Source organism: endosymbiont of Lamellibrachia barhami (assembly GCF_011947365.2).
In the GTDB taxonomy this organism is placed as follows: domain Bacteria; phylum Pseudomonadota; class Gammaproteobacteria; order Chromatiales; family Chromatiaceae; genus QGON01.
The window spans coordinates 2,308,748-2,323,735 of the sequence record NZ_JAAVSH020000001.1 but is presented as its reverse complement, the minus strand read 5'-3'; the positions used below and the strand labels follow the sequence as shown (position 1 = coordinate 2,323,735).

15 protein-coding genes are annotated in these 14,988 nt (G+C 57.7%); 12 read left to right on the top strand and 3 right to left on the bottom strand.

Features of this window, described 5'->3' with window-relative positions; genetic code table 11:
* Positions 1–33: 33 nt before the first annotated feature.
* Together G9Q73_RS10490 and G9Q73_RS10485 are read left to right on the top strand one after the other, a co-directional pair.
* Positions 34–234, top strand: a complete 201-nt coding sequence (locus tag G9Q73_RS10490; RefSeq protein ID WP_246345177.1) for a hypothetical protein — start codon at positions 34–36, stop codon at positions 232–234.
* Positions 231–1,226 (top strand): zinc-dependent alcohol dehydrogenase family protein, encoded by a 996-nt coding sequence (locus tag G9Q73_RS10485; protein WP_177419744.1) that lies wholly within the window; start codon positions 231–233, stop codon positions 1,224–1,226. The genes G9Q73_RS10490 and G9Q73_RS10485 overlap by 4 nt, the downstream gene beginning before the upstream one ends.
* Before the next feature lie 150 nt (positions 1,227–1,376).
* Here the strand turns inward: G9Q73_RS10485 and G9Q73_RS10480 are convergent, their stop codons facing one another.
* On the bottom strand, positions 1,377–1,823 hold the full coding sequence (locus G9Q73_RS10480; protein WP_177419743.1) for an NfeD family protein: 447 nt from the start codon (positions 1,821–1,823) through the stop codon (positions 1,377–1,379).
* The gene (locus G9Q73_RS10475) at positions 1,823–2,737 is read right to left on the bottom strand and encodes an SPFH domain-containing protein (RefSeq protein WP_177419742.1); all 915 of its coding nucleotides are present in this window, start codon (positions 2,735–2,737) and stop codon (positions 1,823–1,825) included. The genes G9Q73_RS10480 and G9Q73_RS10475 overlap by 1 nt, the downstream gene beginning before the upstream one ends.
* A gap of 419 nt (positions 2,738–3,156) precedes the next feature.
* Here G9Q73_RS10475 and G9Q73_RS10470 point away from each other — a divergent pair, with 419 nt between their 5' ends.
* From G9Q73_RS10470 to G9Q73_RS10460, 3 genes are all read left to right on the top strand, one after another.
* A complete protein-coding gene (locus G9Q73_RS10470; protein ID WP_177419741.1) occupies positions 3,157–4,491 on the top strand; it encodes a GGDEF domain-containing protein in 1,335 nt (444 codons plus the stop codon).
* Between the two features lie 63 nt (positions 4,492–4,554).
* Positions 4,555–5,184, top strand: a complete 630-nt coding sequence (locus tag G9Q73_RS10465; RefSeq protein ID WP_177419740.1) for an ANTAR domain-containing response regulator — start codon at positions 4,555–4,557, stop codon at positions 5,182–5,184.
* On the top strand, positions 5,181–7,466 hold the full coding sequence (locus G9Q73_RS10460) for a CBS domain-containing protein (protein WP_177419739.1): 2,286 nt from the start codon (positions 5,181–5,183) through the stop codon (positions 7,464–7,466). Before G9Q73_RS10465 ends, G9Q73_RS10460 begins: the two co-directional genes overlap by 4 nt.
* Here the strand turns inward: G9Q73_RS10460 and G9Q73_RS10455 are convergent.
* Complete coding sequence (locus G9Q73_RS10455) at positions 7,393–8,040, bottom strand: arylesterase (RefSeq protein WP_177419738.1); 648 nt, start codon at positions 8,038–8,040, stop codon at positions 7,393–7,395. The two genes, G9Q73_RS10460 and G9Q73_RS10455, sit on opposite strands and share 74 nt — an antisense overlap.
* A 13-nt stretch (positions 8,041–8,053) precedes the next feature.
* Here G9Q73_RS10455 and G9Q73_RS10450 point away from each other — a divergent pair, with 13 nt between their 5' ends.
* The 7 genes from G9Q73_RS10450 to G9Q73_RS10420 all read left to right on the top strand — a co-directional run bounded on the left by G9Q73_RS10450 (position 8,054) and on the right by G9Q73_RS10420 (position 14,966).
* Positions 8,054–8,758 carry an ABC transporter ATP-binding protein gene (locus G9Q73_RS10450; RefSeq protein ID WP_177419737.1) on the top strand — a complete coding sequence of 235 codons (705 nt, stop codon included), beginning with the start codon at positions 8,054–8,056 and terminating at the stop codon, positions 8,756–8,758.
* Positions 8,752–11,223: an ABC transporter permease gene (locus G9Q73_RS10445; protein WP_177419736.1), complete on the top strand. Its 2,472-nt coding sequence runs from the start codon at positions 8,752–8,754 to the stop codon at positions 11,221–11,223. The genes G9Q73_RS10450 and G9Q73_RS10445 overlap by 7 nt, the downstream gene beginning before the upstream one ends.
* A gap of 269 nt (positions 11,224–11,492) precedes the next feature.
* Entirely contained in the window at positions 11,493–12,239 is a 747-nt protein-coding gene (locus G9Q73_RS10440) for a tRNA 2-thiocytidine biosynthesis TtcA family protein (protein ID WP_177419735.1), read from the top strand.
* A complete protein-coding gene (locus G9Q73_RS10435) occupies positions 12,236–12,688 on the top strand; it encodes a CBS domain-containing protein (protein ID WP_177419734.1) in 453 nt (150 codons plus the stop codon). Before G9Q73_RS10440 ends, G9Q73_RS10435 begins: the two co-directional genes overlap by 4 nt.
* Positions 12,689–12,691: 3 nt before the next feature.
* Entirely contained in the window at positions 12,692–13,996 is a 1,305-nt protein-coding gene (locus tag G9Q73_RS10430) for an ArsB/NhaD family transporter (protein ID WP_177419733.1), read from the top strand.
* Positions 13,997–14,240: 244 nt separating this feature from the next.
* Entirely contained in the window at positions 14,241–14,450 is a 210-nt protein-coding gene (locus G9Q73_RS10425) for a hypothetical protein (RefSeq protein WP_177419732.1), read from the top strand.
* Positions 14,451–14,459: 9 nt separating this feature from the next.
* Positions 14,460–14,966: a hypothetical protein gene (locus tag G9Q73_RS10420; RefSeq protein WP_177419731.1), complete on the top strand. Its 507-nt coding sequence runs from the start codon at positions 14,460–14,462 to the stop codon at positions 14,964–14,966.
* The last annotated feature ends 22 nt before the right edge of the window (positions 14,967–14,988 follow it).

Here is a 14,988-nt window from a genome sequence, read left to right as displayed (position 1 = left end):
TGATCAGGCCTACGGTTTATTGGAATTGAGTTGATGCAGATGATTTTGGGAATGGGGGTCGGTGCCATGCTGATCGCCCTGTTTATCTGGTTTTTGCCGATTGTGCTGATCCTGCGCTCTGACAAAACCTCTGGTATGGAGAAGTTGTTTTGGCTGCTTGCGGTGCTGTTTGTCTCCTGGTTCGCCTGGATACTCTATGCGCTGTTGGCCCCCTTGGAGAAAAAGGCGTCATGAAAGCGGTGGTGATGAACGAACCCGGTCCGCCGGAGGTGCTTTCCCTGCAGGATCTGCCGGAACCTGAACGGATTACAGAGACCCAGCTCAAGGTCCGCATCGAGGCGGCGGGAGTCAATCCCATCGATACCAAGCTGCGTAGCCGGGGTGTTTTTCTGCCTGCCGGACTACCGGCGGTATTGGGCTGTGATGGGGCCGGTGTGGTGGTGGAGACGGGCGCTGAGGCCGGTGGGTTCAAGGCGGGTGATGCGGTCTGGTTTTGCAGTGGTGGTCTGGGTGGTGTGCAGGGCAACTATGCCGAGTTTGTGCTGGTTGATTCCTCCGTGGTGCGTAAAAAGCCCACTTCCATCGACTTCGCGACGGCCGCAGCAGGGCCGCTGGTGCTGATAACTGCCTGGGAGGCGCTGTTCGATCGCGCCCGCGTCACAGTTGGGCAGACGGTATTGATCCACGCCGGTGCGGGTGGTGTGGGCCATGTGGCGATTCAGTTGGCAAAACAGGCCGGGGCGCGGGTATTGACCACGGTGAGTACGACCCAGAAAGCGGCGTTCGTTAAATCCATTGGCGCGGATGAGGCCATTCTCTATCCAGAGACAGATTTTGTCGAGGCGGTAAACGACCTGACCGGTGGGCGGGGCGCCGATGTGGTGCTGGACACCGTGGGTTCCGAGGTCTTTCGCCGCTCTATTCCGGCGGTGGCTCACTACGGTGATCTGGTGACCCTGCTCGATCCAGGGGCGGATATGGTGTGGAAAGAGGCCCGCAATCGCAATCTGCGGATCGGTTTCACGCTGATGTTGACGCCGCTGCTGCGTGACCTGCCGGAAGCCCGCGCCCATCACGGTGAGATACTGGAACGTTGTGATGAGCTTGTGGACGCAGGCAGTCTGCACATCGAAGTGGCCGGGCGTTTGCCGCTGGCAGAGGCGGCGGAGGCGCATCGCCAAGTCGAAGCCGGGCACCTGCAAGGTAAGTTGGTGCTGGTGCCATGATGACTATACGGACTGGGCGAATTGAATTTGTCCGTAGACAAACCTCTGCATAATGGGCGCGACTCAACCGGTAGCGGCGTAGGATGCCGGTGAGCTTGCGAACCGCATCGGTGGCGAATGATGCGGTTCGTTCCTCACCGGCATCCTACACTAGTCGACCGACTCAACCCGCAGCACCACCCCTTCGTCGCCGACGACTTTTACCTGAGTGCCGGCAGGGCAGTCCGCACCCCTGATCTTCCAGGTGCTGTCATCGACATGGATCTTGCCCTCGCCGTTGATGATGGGATGGTCCAGGGTGAAAACCCGGCCGGTGTACTGTGCGCCCCGGCGGTTGAGATTGGGTTGGTCCGTCTTGATCGGCCGCCGCTGCAGGATGGCGCGGGCGATGAGGATGTTGATTATGCTGAACGCGGCGAAGGCGAGCAGCTGGTATTCCCACTCCATCCCCGGCAAGGCCAATAGCAGGAGTCCCACCAGACCGGCGGCAAAACCCAGCCAGATGAAAAAGACACCGGGTGAGAAGATCTCCAGAATGATCAGACCGACACCCAGGATGAACCAGTGCCAATAGTCCAGCTGCGGTAGAAATTCCACTAGTCATCCTTCTTGGCAAAAGCAGCTTTGGTGATCTCCGCAATGCCGCCGATGGAGCCGATCAGACTGGAGGCCTCCAACGGCATCAAAATTACCTTCTGATTGTCAGCGGAGGCGATAGTGGCCAGTGCTTCAGTGTATTTCTGCGCCACGAAATAGTTGATGGCATTGATGTTACCCTCGGCGATGGCCTTAGAGACCAGGGTGGTTGCCTTCGCCTCCGCCTCGGCAAGTCTCTCCCGCGCTTCGGCTTCGCGGAAGGCGGCCTCTTTCTCCCCCTCCGCCTTGAGGATGGTGCCCCGCTTCTCGCCTTCCGCCTTTAGGATCTCCGCCTGCCTCTGCCCCTCAGCTACGAGGATTGCCGCGCGTTTGTCACGCTCTGCCTTCATCTGACGGGCCATCGAATCCACCAGGTCGCGGGGCGGGGAGATATCCTTGATCTCTATGCGGGTTACCTTGAGGCCCCAGGGGGTGGTGGCGTCGTCCACCACGTTGAGCAGCCGGGTATTGATCGCATCCCGCTGTGACAGCAGATCGTCCAGATCCATGGAGCCCATGACGGTACGGATATTGGTCATGGTCAGGTTGAGAATTGCCCGAAAAAGGTCGTTGACCTCATAGGAGGCCTGGGCAGCATCCAGCACCTGGAAGAAGATCACGCCGTCAGCGGTGATCATGGCATTGTCCTTGGTGATGACCTCCTGGGAGGGTACGTCCACCACCTGCTCCATCATGTTCACTTTTTGGCCGATCTGATCGATGACCGGCACGATCAGATTGAGACCGGGACGTAGCGTCCTGGTATAGCGTCCAAAACGTTCAACCGTGTACTCCATGCCCTGTGGCACGCGCTTGGCGCCCATGACGACGATAGCAATGGCCAGGACCAGTGCGGCAATGACAAATACTTCCATGGCGGAACTCCTTGATTTAATAAAGCGGGTTAAGATAAAGGATGGGGCATTGTTGGCTCTATTTCAATGCTTGAGGCGTACATAAGTGTGAGATTTTACTCGGTTTATACTGACATATATCACGAAAGTGATGCGGAGCGTTTTTCGACGTAAACCTCAAAATGTGCTAGATTCATTCTAAGCGTTAGAGATTCGCCGTGCCCTTTGTTTGAGTAAGGCATGGCTGATTCTGACCGGGTCGTTTCGACCCATTTTCGGCTCCGCCCACTGCCATTGCATAGCAGCGGTTCGGTGACTGTTCGGCCGTCCTCCCGCCACCTCCACTCAATGATTGAGTGTTCGATATAGCCATTTCTCCTGGCTGAAAAATGAACCCTGTGCCCTGGTTGGCTTGGGAGGCTGTCCCGTCGGGGCTGCCTATGGAAGGTTGTATTGTTGACGAAATGAAGCGGGTCGAATTCAACAACCAGACTGCAACAATGGCCTCGGTTTCGGTGCCGGGCGATGCAGGGTGCCGTGGATTTTTTGACAATGCCCCGGATATCCTGCTCACCGTCAGAGAGGATGGGACGATTCGAGAGATCAATCTTTCCGTCGTCGATCTGTTGGGATACAGCAGAGAGGAGTTGATTGGATCTTCAGTCTGGCGACTGCTCCACAGGGACGATCTGCAACGGGTGCGTAGGATGCTGGCCGAAATCTTTCAACGGGAGACCCCCTATTCGGAGATTGAGTGCCGCAAGATACATAAGAATGGCAAGCCACGCTGGATGAGGACGCGGATCCGTTATCTGCGCAGTGGGCCAGGTGAGGAGCCACTGCTCAACATCGTGAGCCGGGATTTTACCGAGAGACGGCGGGCGGAAAGCGCGCTGCGTGATAGCGAGGTGCAGCTCCGGCGATTACTGGAATCCACAGGTGCGGCGATAGTGGCGCTTGACCTTGATGGACGCTGCACTTTTGCCAACCCCTCTGCCGCAGATCTGCTCGGTTACAGAGCGCCGTCACAGATGATTGGCAGCAGCATGAATCTGCATCTGCCTGATAACGGGGCAGGTTCCTGTCATGGAGAAACTAGAGGACGGATCTACGAACCCCTGGATTCAGGTTGCGGAGTTTGCCTGGATGATGGCCACTTTCTGCGCGCCGGTGGAGAGAGCTTCCCGGTGGAGTACCGCAGTCACCCCATCTTCCACGATAATAGGATCGTCGGTCTGTCTGTCACCTTTTTCGACATCACCGAACGTCTGTCGAAGCAGCAGCAGCTGGTCTACCTTGCAGAGCATGATCATCTGACAGGGCTGCCTAACCGCACCCTGTTCATGGATCGGCTGGAGTCGGGCGTGGCCAGGGCAAGGCGCAGAGAGTCCAAATTGGCACTACTCTATATCGACCTGGACCGTTTCAAACCGGTCAATGACCAATATGGGCATCATGCCGGGGATCGGTTGTTGCAGTCAGTGACCAAGCGGCTTCGTCTTGCCGTGCGGGAGATGGATACAGTAGCCCGTATTGGTGGTGATGAGTTTGCGATCATTCTGGAAGATATATCGGCAGCGGAGGATGCGGCAGTGGTCTCAAGGAAATTGAATGATCTCATTGCGCCCCCTTTCTATCTTGAAAGTGGTGAGAAACTGACCATCGGTATGAGTGTCGGATATGCGCTCTACCCCAACCATGGCGATTGCGAAAGCTTGTTAAGGCATGCCGATAGCGCCATGTACCAAGCGAAAAAAAAGAAAGGTTGTGAGTAAGGTTGATTATGCGGGAGACTTTCCCCGAGTGTTGGATGATGATTTGATGGGTATGAGTTTGAAATGAAAGAGACACGCTTACTGTTGGCAGATGATGACGGCGTGGTGCTGGCAACCTTCGGAAAAGGGCTCAGGGATGCAGGTTATGCGGTAATGGAAGCCGATTCGGGGGAGGCGGCCATTGGTTTGGCGCAAAATGATCGGCCCGATTTGGCCATCCTGGATGTGCGCATGCCGGGTATGTCCGGTGTCGAGGTGGCGAAGGAGATGCGTAAAATCGGTGTTCCGGTGATATTCCTCTCCGCCTATGACGGCCGGGAGATCGTCGAATCAGCCGTACTGGAGGGGGCGCTCGGTTATGTGGTGAAGCCCATCGATGTATCCCGGATGATACCCACCATAGAGGCGGCGCTGGGACGAGCCCAGGAACTGGGAGAGCTGAAGTTGGTCGGTGAGCGCCTGAACCATGCGCTGGATACCGGCAATCTGGTCAATGTCGCGGTGGGGTTGATCATGGAGCGTCAGCGTATCAACCGGCAGGAGGCGTTTGAGGTCATTCGCTCGCGTGCCCGTTCGCAGCGCCGCAAGGTGCGTGATGTGGCGGCGGAACTGCTGGACGCCTGGGACTCACTCCATGAGTTAACGGCTTTCGAGGGGGGGGTGGATCACAAATCCCGCAAAGGCAGAACATGAAGCCAGTCAAGACCCTGGCGGATCTGCTGACCTCGTCGGTGGTGACTGTCAGTCCGGATACTCCATTGGCTGTTGCCCTGCATCTCCTGGTGGAGAAAAAGATCAGCTGTCTGGTGGTCAAAGAGGACGAGCGGCCGGTGGGCATCATCACCGAGCGTGATCTGGTGCGTCATGCCTCGTTGGTCGCTGACATCCATCGCCATCAGGTCGGTTCTGTGATGAGTACAGGTCTGGTGACCGCACCACATACCCTGGACTATCGGGAAGGGTATGAGCGCTTCGCGGAGAACCAGATCCGTCATCTTGTGGTGGTGGATGATAAAGGTCGACTCGCCGGTATCGTCACCGAAACGGATATCATGCGCCACATGGGGTTGGAGCATTTCCTGCAGTACACGGGACTCTCCCATGTCATGACCCGTAGTGTGGCGACGCTTGGCCCCAAGGTGCCCCTGGATCAGGCAATTGAACGGATGTCATCGGCGCGGATCAGCTGCATCCTGGTGGAAGAGGAGGGTTTTCCGCTGGGCATGGTCACGGAGAGGGATGCGGTGCGGCTGCTGGATGACGGCATCGACTTCTCCTCGGTCCCCCTGGAGCAGGTGATGGCTTCACCTGTGCATACGGTGGATGGGGGGATCGGCGTCCATGAGGCCTCTGTGCGTATGCAGCGGCTGGGCATTCGCCGTCTGGTGGTGGTGGATAAGGCGGGTTTGATCGAAGGGCTTGTCACTGAACACGACATCGTCAAGGGGGTACACGGGAAATATGTGGAGCTGCTCAAAGAGGTGATTACACGTCAGGCAGGGACGCTGAAGCAGGTTCGCAAACAGCTCAGTGAGAAGACCCTGCTGGACAATCTGCTGCGCTCATCCAGCGATATCGCGGTCATTTCGACCGACCTCGATTACCGGATCACCTTCTGCAACCAGTTGGCGGACCGTCTGCTGGATCTCAGTCAGGGTGATGTCTATGGCCAGAAGCTGACGGAAGTCCTGAGGCGTTCCGACATGGAGTCCGGAATCTTTACTCATGGCGCCAGACTGGTTCCAGGTATGGGCAGTTACGACTACCCGATTGCCCGGAAGGGCAAGGTGCAAACTGAATATTATGATGCCCGTGTTTTTGGCATCTGGGACGATACCCATCAGTTGGCCGGTTTTGTCCTTACGCTGAAGGATATCACTGCCAAGCAGCAGGCAGAGATAGCCTTGCGCGAGAGTGAGGCGCGGCTCAACTCCATGTTTCGCAACGCTGCAGCGGGCATGGCGATGGCGGATTTTCCTGGCGGGCGATTCACCCGGGTCAACCCCGAGCTTTGCCGCATGCTCGGGTATAGTGAAGAGGAGCTACTGACCAAAAGCGTGCTGGACGTGATTCATCCGGATGACCGGGAAGCCGCCCGGACACGTATCAGCGATGCACTCAAAGAGCAGATTTCCGGGTATCAGGTGGAAGTCTGCCACCAACGCAAGGATGGTTCCCCCATCTGGTGTCTGGTTTCAATAGGATATATTCGTGATGAAGCCGGTAAGACATCATCCGGGGTCGCCCTGCTCCAGGATATCACCGAGAAACGGCGTGTCGAGCAGCAGCGCCTGGTGCAACAAAATGTCGTGACGCAGGAGGTTCATCACCGCATCAAGAATCACCTGCAGGGGGTTATCGGACTGTTGCGGGAGCGTTCCCAACAACACCCCAACGTGCACGATATCCTCAACGACGCCATCAGTCAGGTCGAGAGTGTGGCGTTGGTTCACGGCCTGCTGGGCAAGCAACAGGATCGGGTGTTGGATTTTGCCGAGATGCTGGAGAGTATCGTGGCATCCGTTGAGTTTTTGACGGGTATAGTGATTGAACGCTGCTCAGTTACAGAATCGGTTCAGGATTGCCGGGTGGTCGAGGATAAATCTGTTGCCATCGCCCTGGTGATCAATGAGCTGCTGATCAATGCAGCCAAACATTGCGACAAGACAATTTCACCACCATCGGTGGAGGTGACGGTCCAATGGCAGCAAGAGAACCGCTTGTTACTATCGGTCAGCAATCGTGGCTCTCTACCTGAGGGCTTTGATTTTGCAACGGGTGTCGGGTTTGGCACCGGGCTGGAACTGGTCAAATCCATGTTGCCAGGCCGGGGTGCCCGGCTCTTCGTTGCGCAAGAGGGTGATGTTGTTTTGGCAACCCTGATGCTTCAGGCTCCGGTGATCAGTCTTCAGAAGAGTTCGCTCCCTGAGGTTGCAACAGCGGTTCCAGAACCGTCCAGACATTTTCCAGAATAACCGCCTGACCATGGGCATTCGGATGAATGCCATCTGTTTGCATCAAGGTGGAATCCCCTGCCACACCCTCCAGTAGAAAGGGTACCAACGGTATCTGCCCCTTACGGGCGATGCCGGTATAGATCGCTTCGAACCTGCGGGTGTAAACCGGCCCCAGGTTGGGTGGAATCTTCATGCCGATCAGCAACACGTTGCTGCCTTTCGTGCGGGAGAGGAGAACCATCTGCTGAAGATTCTGCCGGGTCTGCACCAGGCCGAGACCACGCAGGCCGTCATTGCCACCCAGCTCGATGACCACCCACCGGGGCCGATGGCGTTGCAACAGCTCGGGCAGACGACTCAGGCCGCCACGGCTGGTCTCGCCAGTGACGCTGGCGTTGACCAACCGGTGCGTAAATCCCTGGTCGATTAAACGATCCTGCAAAGCGGTTGTCCATCTTTCCGAGAGGGCGATGCCATAACCACTGCTGAGGCTGTCACCCAACAACAGGATTACCGGCCTGTCATTTGCAAATAGCGTCGTAAGATGGAGCAGCAGTGAGCAGAGCAGTAAACTTGGCAGCAGTCGGAACATAGAAACCATTTCCATGAGTCAGCAGAAGCGCGCAGAGAGCCGCCCCATTGTGCGGGCAGAGGATCTCTCAAAACAAGTCAGCAGTCCCGATGGCCCGCTGGATATTCTGCAGGGGGTCAACTTCGACCTGCAGCAGAGCGAAACCCTCGCTGTGGTCGGTGCCTCGGGTTCAGGCAAATCGACCCTGCTGGGTCTGCTTGCCGGCCTCGACCAGCCCAGCCGGGGGCGGGTCGAACTGAATGGCCAAAATCTCAACAGTCTGGATGAGGATGGCCGCGCCCGTTTACGTCGGGAGCTGCTCGGTTTTGTTTTCCAGTCTTTCCACCTGCTGCCCTCTCTGACCGCCCTGGAGAATGTCATGGTGCCCCTTGAGCTGGTCGGGCACAGTGATGCCCGACCACTGGCTGAGGAGTGGCTGCAACGGGTTGGTCTGCAACCCCGGCGCCTGCACCGTCCCAATCAGCTATCCGGCGGCGAACAGCAGCGGGTCGCCATTGCCCGCGCCTTTGCCACTTCGCCGCAACTGTTGCTGGCTGACGAGCCCACCGGCAACCTCGACCAGCAGACTGGCCGCAAGGTGATCGACCTGCTGTTCGAACTCAACCGTGAGCACCGGACCACCCTGATTCTGGTCACCCACGATGCGGCTTTGGCGGATCAGTGCAGCCGCAGGCTGGAGCTGGCGGAGGGCCGTCTGCTGCAGACATCAGAATGCTAGCCTTCACCCTGCGATCACTCTGGCGGGAGCTCGCATCCGGCGAACTGCGGGTGCTGCTGCTTGGGCTGATCATCGGTGTTGGTGCTTTCACCTCAGTGGCGCTGTTCAACGAGCGGGTACATCAGGCGATGACCCATCAGGCCGGTGAACTGTTGGCTGCCGATCTGCTGGTTCAATCCTCCAGTCCACTGCCCGAAGCCTGGAGGCAATCGGCCCTCGGGATGGGCCTGCAACTGGCCGAAACCATCAGCTTTCGCTCCATGACCCTGGCGGGAGAACGGCTGCAGATGGCCGAAGTGAAGGCTGTGACCCGTGGTTATCCGCTACGGGGTCGGCTGCTGGTGGCAGAGACATCCGGGCATTTGGAACAACAGCGCCAAACCCCGCCGCAGAGTGGCTCTGTCTGGCTGGAGCGCCAGCTGCTCGATCGCCTAGGACTGAAACCGGGAGATGACTTACAGCTGGGAGAGTCCGGATTCCGCATCAGTGGTCTGATCATCGAGGAGCCTGATCGGGGTGGGAGTCTGTTCAACATCGCCCCGCGCCTGATGATGAACCCGGTCGATCTGCCGGCCACTGGCCTGCTGACTGTCGGCAGCCGGGCGGAATACCGCCTGCTGCTGGCGGGTGAGGCAGATGTCCTCGAGGCATTTCGTGGCTGGATCAAACCCCGCCTGCAGGCCGGGCAACGTCTGCTTGGGCCTCGGGACAGCCGCCGGGAATTGACCTCCGCCCTGGAGCGGGCTGAACGCTTTCTCGGCCTGGCTTCGCTGGTCAGTCTGCTGCTGGCGGCCGTGGCGATAGCCATGGCTGCCAACCGTTACGCCCGCCGCCATCTCGACAATGCAGCCCTGCTCCGCTGCCTGGGCGCCAGCCGCCAGCTCATCACCCGCATCTTCACGGGGCAGCTTCTGCTGCTCGGTCTGGCAGGCTCGCTGATCGGACTGCTGTTCGGTTACCTGGTCCAGCATCTGCTTGCTGCACTATTGGCCGGTCTGTTTATTCAGCAGCTGCCTCCTCCCACGCTACAGCCGTTGCTGCTGGGGTTGTTGATCGGCCTGGTCACCCTCACCGGCTTTGCCCTGCCTCCCCTGCTGGCCCTGCGTAACACGCCACCCCTGCGGGTGTTGCGACGGGAGATGCCCCTGCCACGCCTCAGTCGTCTGGCAATCTATGGCCCCGCCCTGGCTGTACTCACAGGACTGCTGGCCTGGCAGGCCGCCGACTGGCAGCTGACCCTGCTGGTCAGTCTCGGTCTGCTGGCTACCCTGAGTCTGCTCACTCTGGTTGCCTGGCTGATGACCCGTATGCTGCAGCATGTTTCTCTCTCCGGCGGCCAGCCCTGGCGGCTGGGTCTGGCCAATATTGCCCGTCATCCAGAGGTCAGTATCATTCAACTGGTCGCCGTCGGTCTCGGCATGATGGTGATTTTGCTGCTGATCCTGATCCGCACCGACCTGCTCGATGCCTGGCGCGCCACACTGCCCTTTGAAGCGCCCAATCACTTCCTGATCAACGTTCAGGCGGATCAGTTGGCGCCGCTGGAGAAGTTCTTCCGCCAGCAAAAGCAGCCTGCCCCAGTTATCTATCCGATGGTTCGTGGTCGTCTGCACAGTCTCAACGGCACCCATGTTGAGGCTGAAAGCTACTCTCAACCCCGCGCCAAACAGTTGATTCAGCGGGAGTTCAATCTCTCCTGGATGGAACGAATGCCGACCACCAACCGGCTTGTCTCAGGTCACTGGTGGAGCCGGACGGATGAACGTGGCTGGTCGGTGGAGAAGGGTATCGCCCGCACTCTGGGTATCCAGCTTGGTGATCGTCTCAACTTCGAGATTGCCGGGCAGACGGTCAGTGCGCCCGTCACCAGCCTGCGGACGGTGGCCTGGGACTCTTTTGAAGTGAACTTTTTCGTCATCGCCCCGCCGGGGCAGCTCGATGCCACCCAGGCGAGTTATATCACTGCCTTTTTCCTGCCTCCCGGCGAGGAACGGTTCCTGACTCGGCTGATCGTCCATTTTTCCAACATTACCGATATCGATGTGGGTGCGTTGATGCAGCGGATCCGCTCGATCATCGACCGGGTGATTTTATCGGTGCAGTTCGTCTCCCTCTTCACCCTGCTGGCAGGGCTGGTGGTGCTGCTGGCTGCAGTCCAGTCGAGCCTTGATGAGCGCATCCGCGAGGCGGCTATCCTGCGCACCCTGGGGGCGATGAAAAGGCAGATCCGTACCGCAATCGTCACAGAGTTCATGGTGCTGGGTGCAATTGCCGGTCTGCTGGCGGCCCTTGGCGCCAGCCTCATCGCCGCACTGCTTGCCGATCAGCTCTTCGGTCTCAGCTATCAGGGTAACCTCTGGATCTGGCCCGGCAGCCTGCTGAGCGGCATGTTACTGATGGGAGCCTCCGGGGTATTGGGTGTTCGTTCCGTGTTACAGAAACCGCCGTTGCAGCAGATCCTGTAGGAACGGTGCCCTCGCCGCGAAAATCACTAATAATCAACCGCTTGGGTAGGTTGGGTTAGGCCGTTTTTTTTGGCCGTAACCCAACAATGTGCGCGACTCTTGTCGTGTTACGCTGCGCTAACACGACCTACAGTTTTTAGGTGTTTGGCAAATTATTGATAATACGAATAATATTGCCTAATGTTAGTGCCAGTTGACTCCTGTCCCGGTTTCCTGGGCACTGGTAATCCTGCTGGAATCCTTGGTTTTCCGCGTGTCACAATAACCCCATGACACACTATGCCAAACCTCCCAAATCCCTGCTGCGCAAAGTCGGTCGCGCGATTGCCGATTACGACATGATTCGTGAGGGGGACCGGATACTCCTGGGCGTCTCCGGCGGCAAGGACTCCCTCTCCCTGCTGCAGATACTGAGTCACCTGCAGACCTATGCGCCGGTTAAGTTTGAGCTGGGCGTCATCACTGTTGATCCTGAGGTGGAGGGTTTCGATCCCGCGCCGCTGAAAGCCTATTATGAAAGCTTGGGCGTATCCTGGATCTATGCAGAGCAGCCGATCATGGAAGAGGCAAAGACACGTCTGGATGGCGACTCATTCTGTGCCTACTGCGCCCGCATGAAGCGGGGCATCATGTACTCCACTTGTCGCCGTGAGGGCTATAATGTATTGGCACTGGCTCAGCATCTCGATGATCTGGCGGAGAGTCTGATGATGTCGATCTTTCACGGCGGACAGTTACGTACCATGAAGGCGCACTATCAGAACAATGATGGCGATATCCGCATCATCCGCCCGCTGGTCTATTGCCGCGAGAGTCAGACCGGGGCCTTTGCCCTGGAGGCTGGACTGCCGGTGATACCCGACAGCTGCCCTGCCTGCTTTACGGCACCCACCCAACGCGCTTATATGAAGCAGTTGCTGGCGAGAGAGGAGCGGCAGAACAAACATCTGTTTGCCAATATGCTGCATGCCATGAAACCCCTGATGGACGAGCGTCCGGAGAAAGCTGACCCATGAACCTGGAAGAGGTCCTGATCCCAACGGAAGTGGCCCATGCCGGCATGAGCTTCGGCGATGCCCTGGCGGAGTGTGTAAAACGGAATGTGCCGGGCATCCCCTATGTGGATGACCAGGGCAAGATCGTTGGCCGTTTTTCTCTGCGGCATGCGTTTCGCCTCACCTGCGTGCCACGGGACTATATTCAGGGTGCGCACCTGCTGGGTGATGATCTCGATTATATGGATATGGCCGAGGAGAAAGCGGAGATGATTCTGCCGCAACCTGTCGAAGGGTATGTGCTGGAGGATGCCATCCAGCTCAATCCCGGCGCGCAGGTAATGAAGGCGCTGGCGATCATGGAGCAGTTCAATACCGGCTATCTGTTTCTGACTGACGGGGATGAGTACAAAGGGGTTATTACCCGGGTGGGGATTGCCCGTCTGGTATTGAATCTGGGCTGTTGCTGAAGCATGACCGCTTTCAGTGACTCCATGCTGGCCTCCGCGCTGATCCTGGTGCTGGCCTACGCGCTGATCTTTTCGGAAAAACTACACCGTACCAGTGCGGCGATACTGGGTGCCGTGGTGATGATCGGTGTCGGCATGAGTATGGATTTCTATACTCAGGAGGCGGCTATAGCGGCGGTGGACGCCAATACCATCCTGCTGCTGGCAGCGATGATGATGCTGGTCTCGCTGCTGCGTCCCACCGGCGCCTTCGAATATATGGCCGTCTATCTCACCCGCTGGGCGAAGGGCGATGCGCGTCTGCTGCTGATCTACCTCAGTCTTGCGGTAAGCCTGATCAGTATGATCCTGGACAATGTCACCACGGTCATTGTATTTGCGCCCCTGACCGTGTTGATCTGCCGTCTGCTAAGACTCAATCCCATGCCCTATCTGATGGCTGAGGCGATGCTCTCCAATATCGGCGGGGCGGCGACCCTTGTGGGTGACCCGCCCAATCTGATGATCGGCAGTGCGGGGGATATCAGCTTCAACGATTTTCTGTTCCATATGGGGCCACCGGTGGTGGTGGTCTGGGCCGGGACTGTGCTCTTACTGCTCTTTCTTTTCCGCAAACAGATGCGCAGTGGCACTGGAGAGGTTCGGGAGCTGGTCGACACTCATGCCATCAAGGACTTGGCTGGATTACAAAAAATACTTGTCTCCCTGGCGCTGGTCGTGGGGCTGTTTTTCGTTCACCACCATTTTCACTTTTTCCCCGCTTACGCCGCTTTTATCGGCTTGGCGCTGGCCTTGGTGCTGATGAAGCCCGACATGGATGTGCTGTTCAACGGGGTCAACTGGTCGGTGCTGTTCTTTTTTGCCGGGCTTTTCATGATCGTCGGCGGGGTGGAGGCCTCGGGACTGCTGAACCTGTTCGGCAACTCACTGGCGGAGATGGCGCGGGAACCGGGTCAGCTGCTGCTGGCGGGCCTGATGTTGATGTGGATTGCCGCTGTTCTCAGCGCGGTGGTGGATAACATCCCCTTCACCGTCACCATGATTCCCATCATCCTGGGACTGGAGTCCAGCGGGGTCAATATCACGCCCCTCTGGTGGGCGCTGGCGTTGGGCGTGGGTCTGGGCGGCAACGGCACCCACATAGGGGCCACGGCGAATATTATCGCGGTGGCGGAGTCCGAGCACTCCAATATTCCCGGCGCCCGTATCACGCCAGCCGCGTGGATGCGCATCGGCATACCGACCACCTTTTTCAGCCTGATTCTGGCCAGTCTGTTCTATACCCTCTTCTTCGACATCTTTAGATGACCATTTGGTGACTGAAGTAGGCCGCTTCAAGCGCAGCGGAACCGGCAGCGGTCCTGTGCTTAAACCACGTATTGCCCGATCCGCTACGCTTGATCGGGCCTACGCCTTGCACAGTAGCAATATTACTCCTGCCGCCTGAAAACCCATGTTTTCTGCGTCAGTATTTGGCGCGCCATCATACTTGACTAAATTGCTTGGTATTCCTATAAAAGCAGTACACAGTCAACATTCTGAGGGAATAATCATGCATATTCGTACGACAACAGATCCCATCACGTTGCACGAAGTCTCTGATCCTGAACACCACCCCTGCCTCTATGATGGGGATGGCAAGAACGGCCTTGAGATCTACTTCGAAAATGAGGAGAACAAACGTCTCTATATGGAGATGGAGACTGAGGATCACAAGATAGTGCAGGGAAACGATACCGATGATTACGTTGCCGAAGGTTGAGGTGGGGCCATGTTGAGACGAATCTATCTGCTGTTTCCGCAACGGCACCATGTTGAACAGGCGCTGCCTGATCTGCTACGGCTGGGCGTCGACAGGCGCCACATGCATACCGTCGCGAGGGAAGGTATTGATATCTCCGGGCTTCCCGAGGCATCGGTGCGCCAGCGCACCGATTTTGCAGCCCGCCTGGAACGCGCCTTATGGAACCTGAACCTTCTGACCTTTTTTCTGGCCCTGATACTACTGGTCGGTAGCCTGTTTGTCGGTTTGGTGGGTTGGGCGCTGTTGAATGGTCTGGTTATGGCCGCCACCTTTTTGGCTGGCCGGTACTTTGTCAGACATGTGCCACACGCCCACATGGACGAGTGCCGGAGCGCATTGAAACACGGGGAGATCCTCCTGATGGTCGATGTGCCCCGTTGGAGGGTTTCAGAGGTCGGTCGTGAGATCCGCAGATTACATCCCGAGGCAGAGATTGGCGCTGTCGGCTGGACGGTTGAAGCCCTGCAGATTTAAGAGGCTGAAGGGGTCGGAGTCA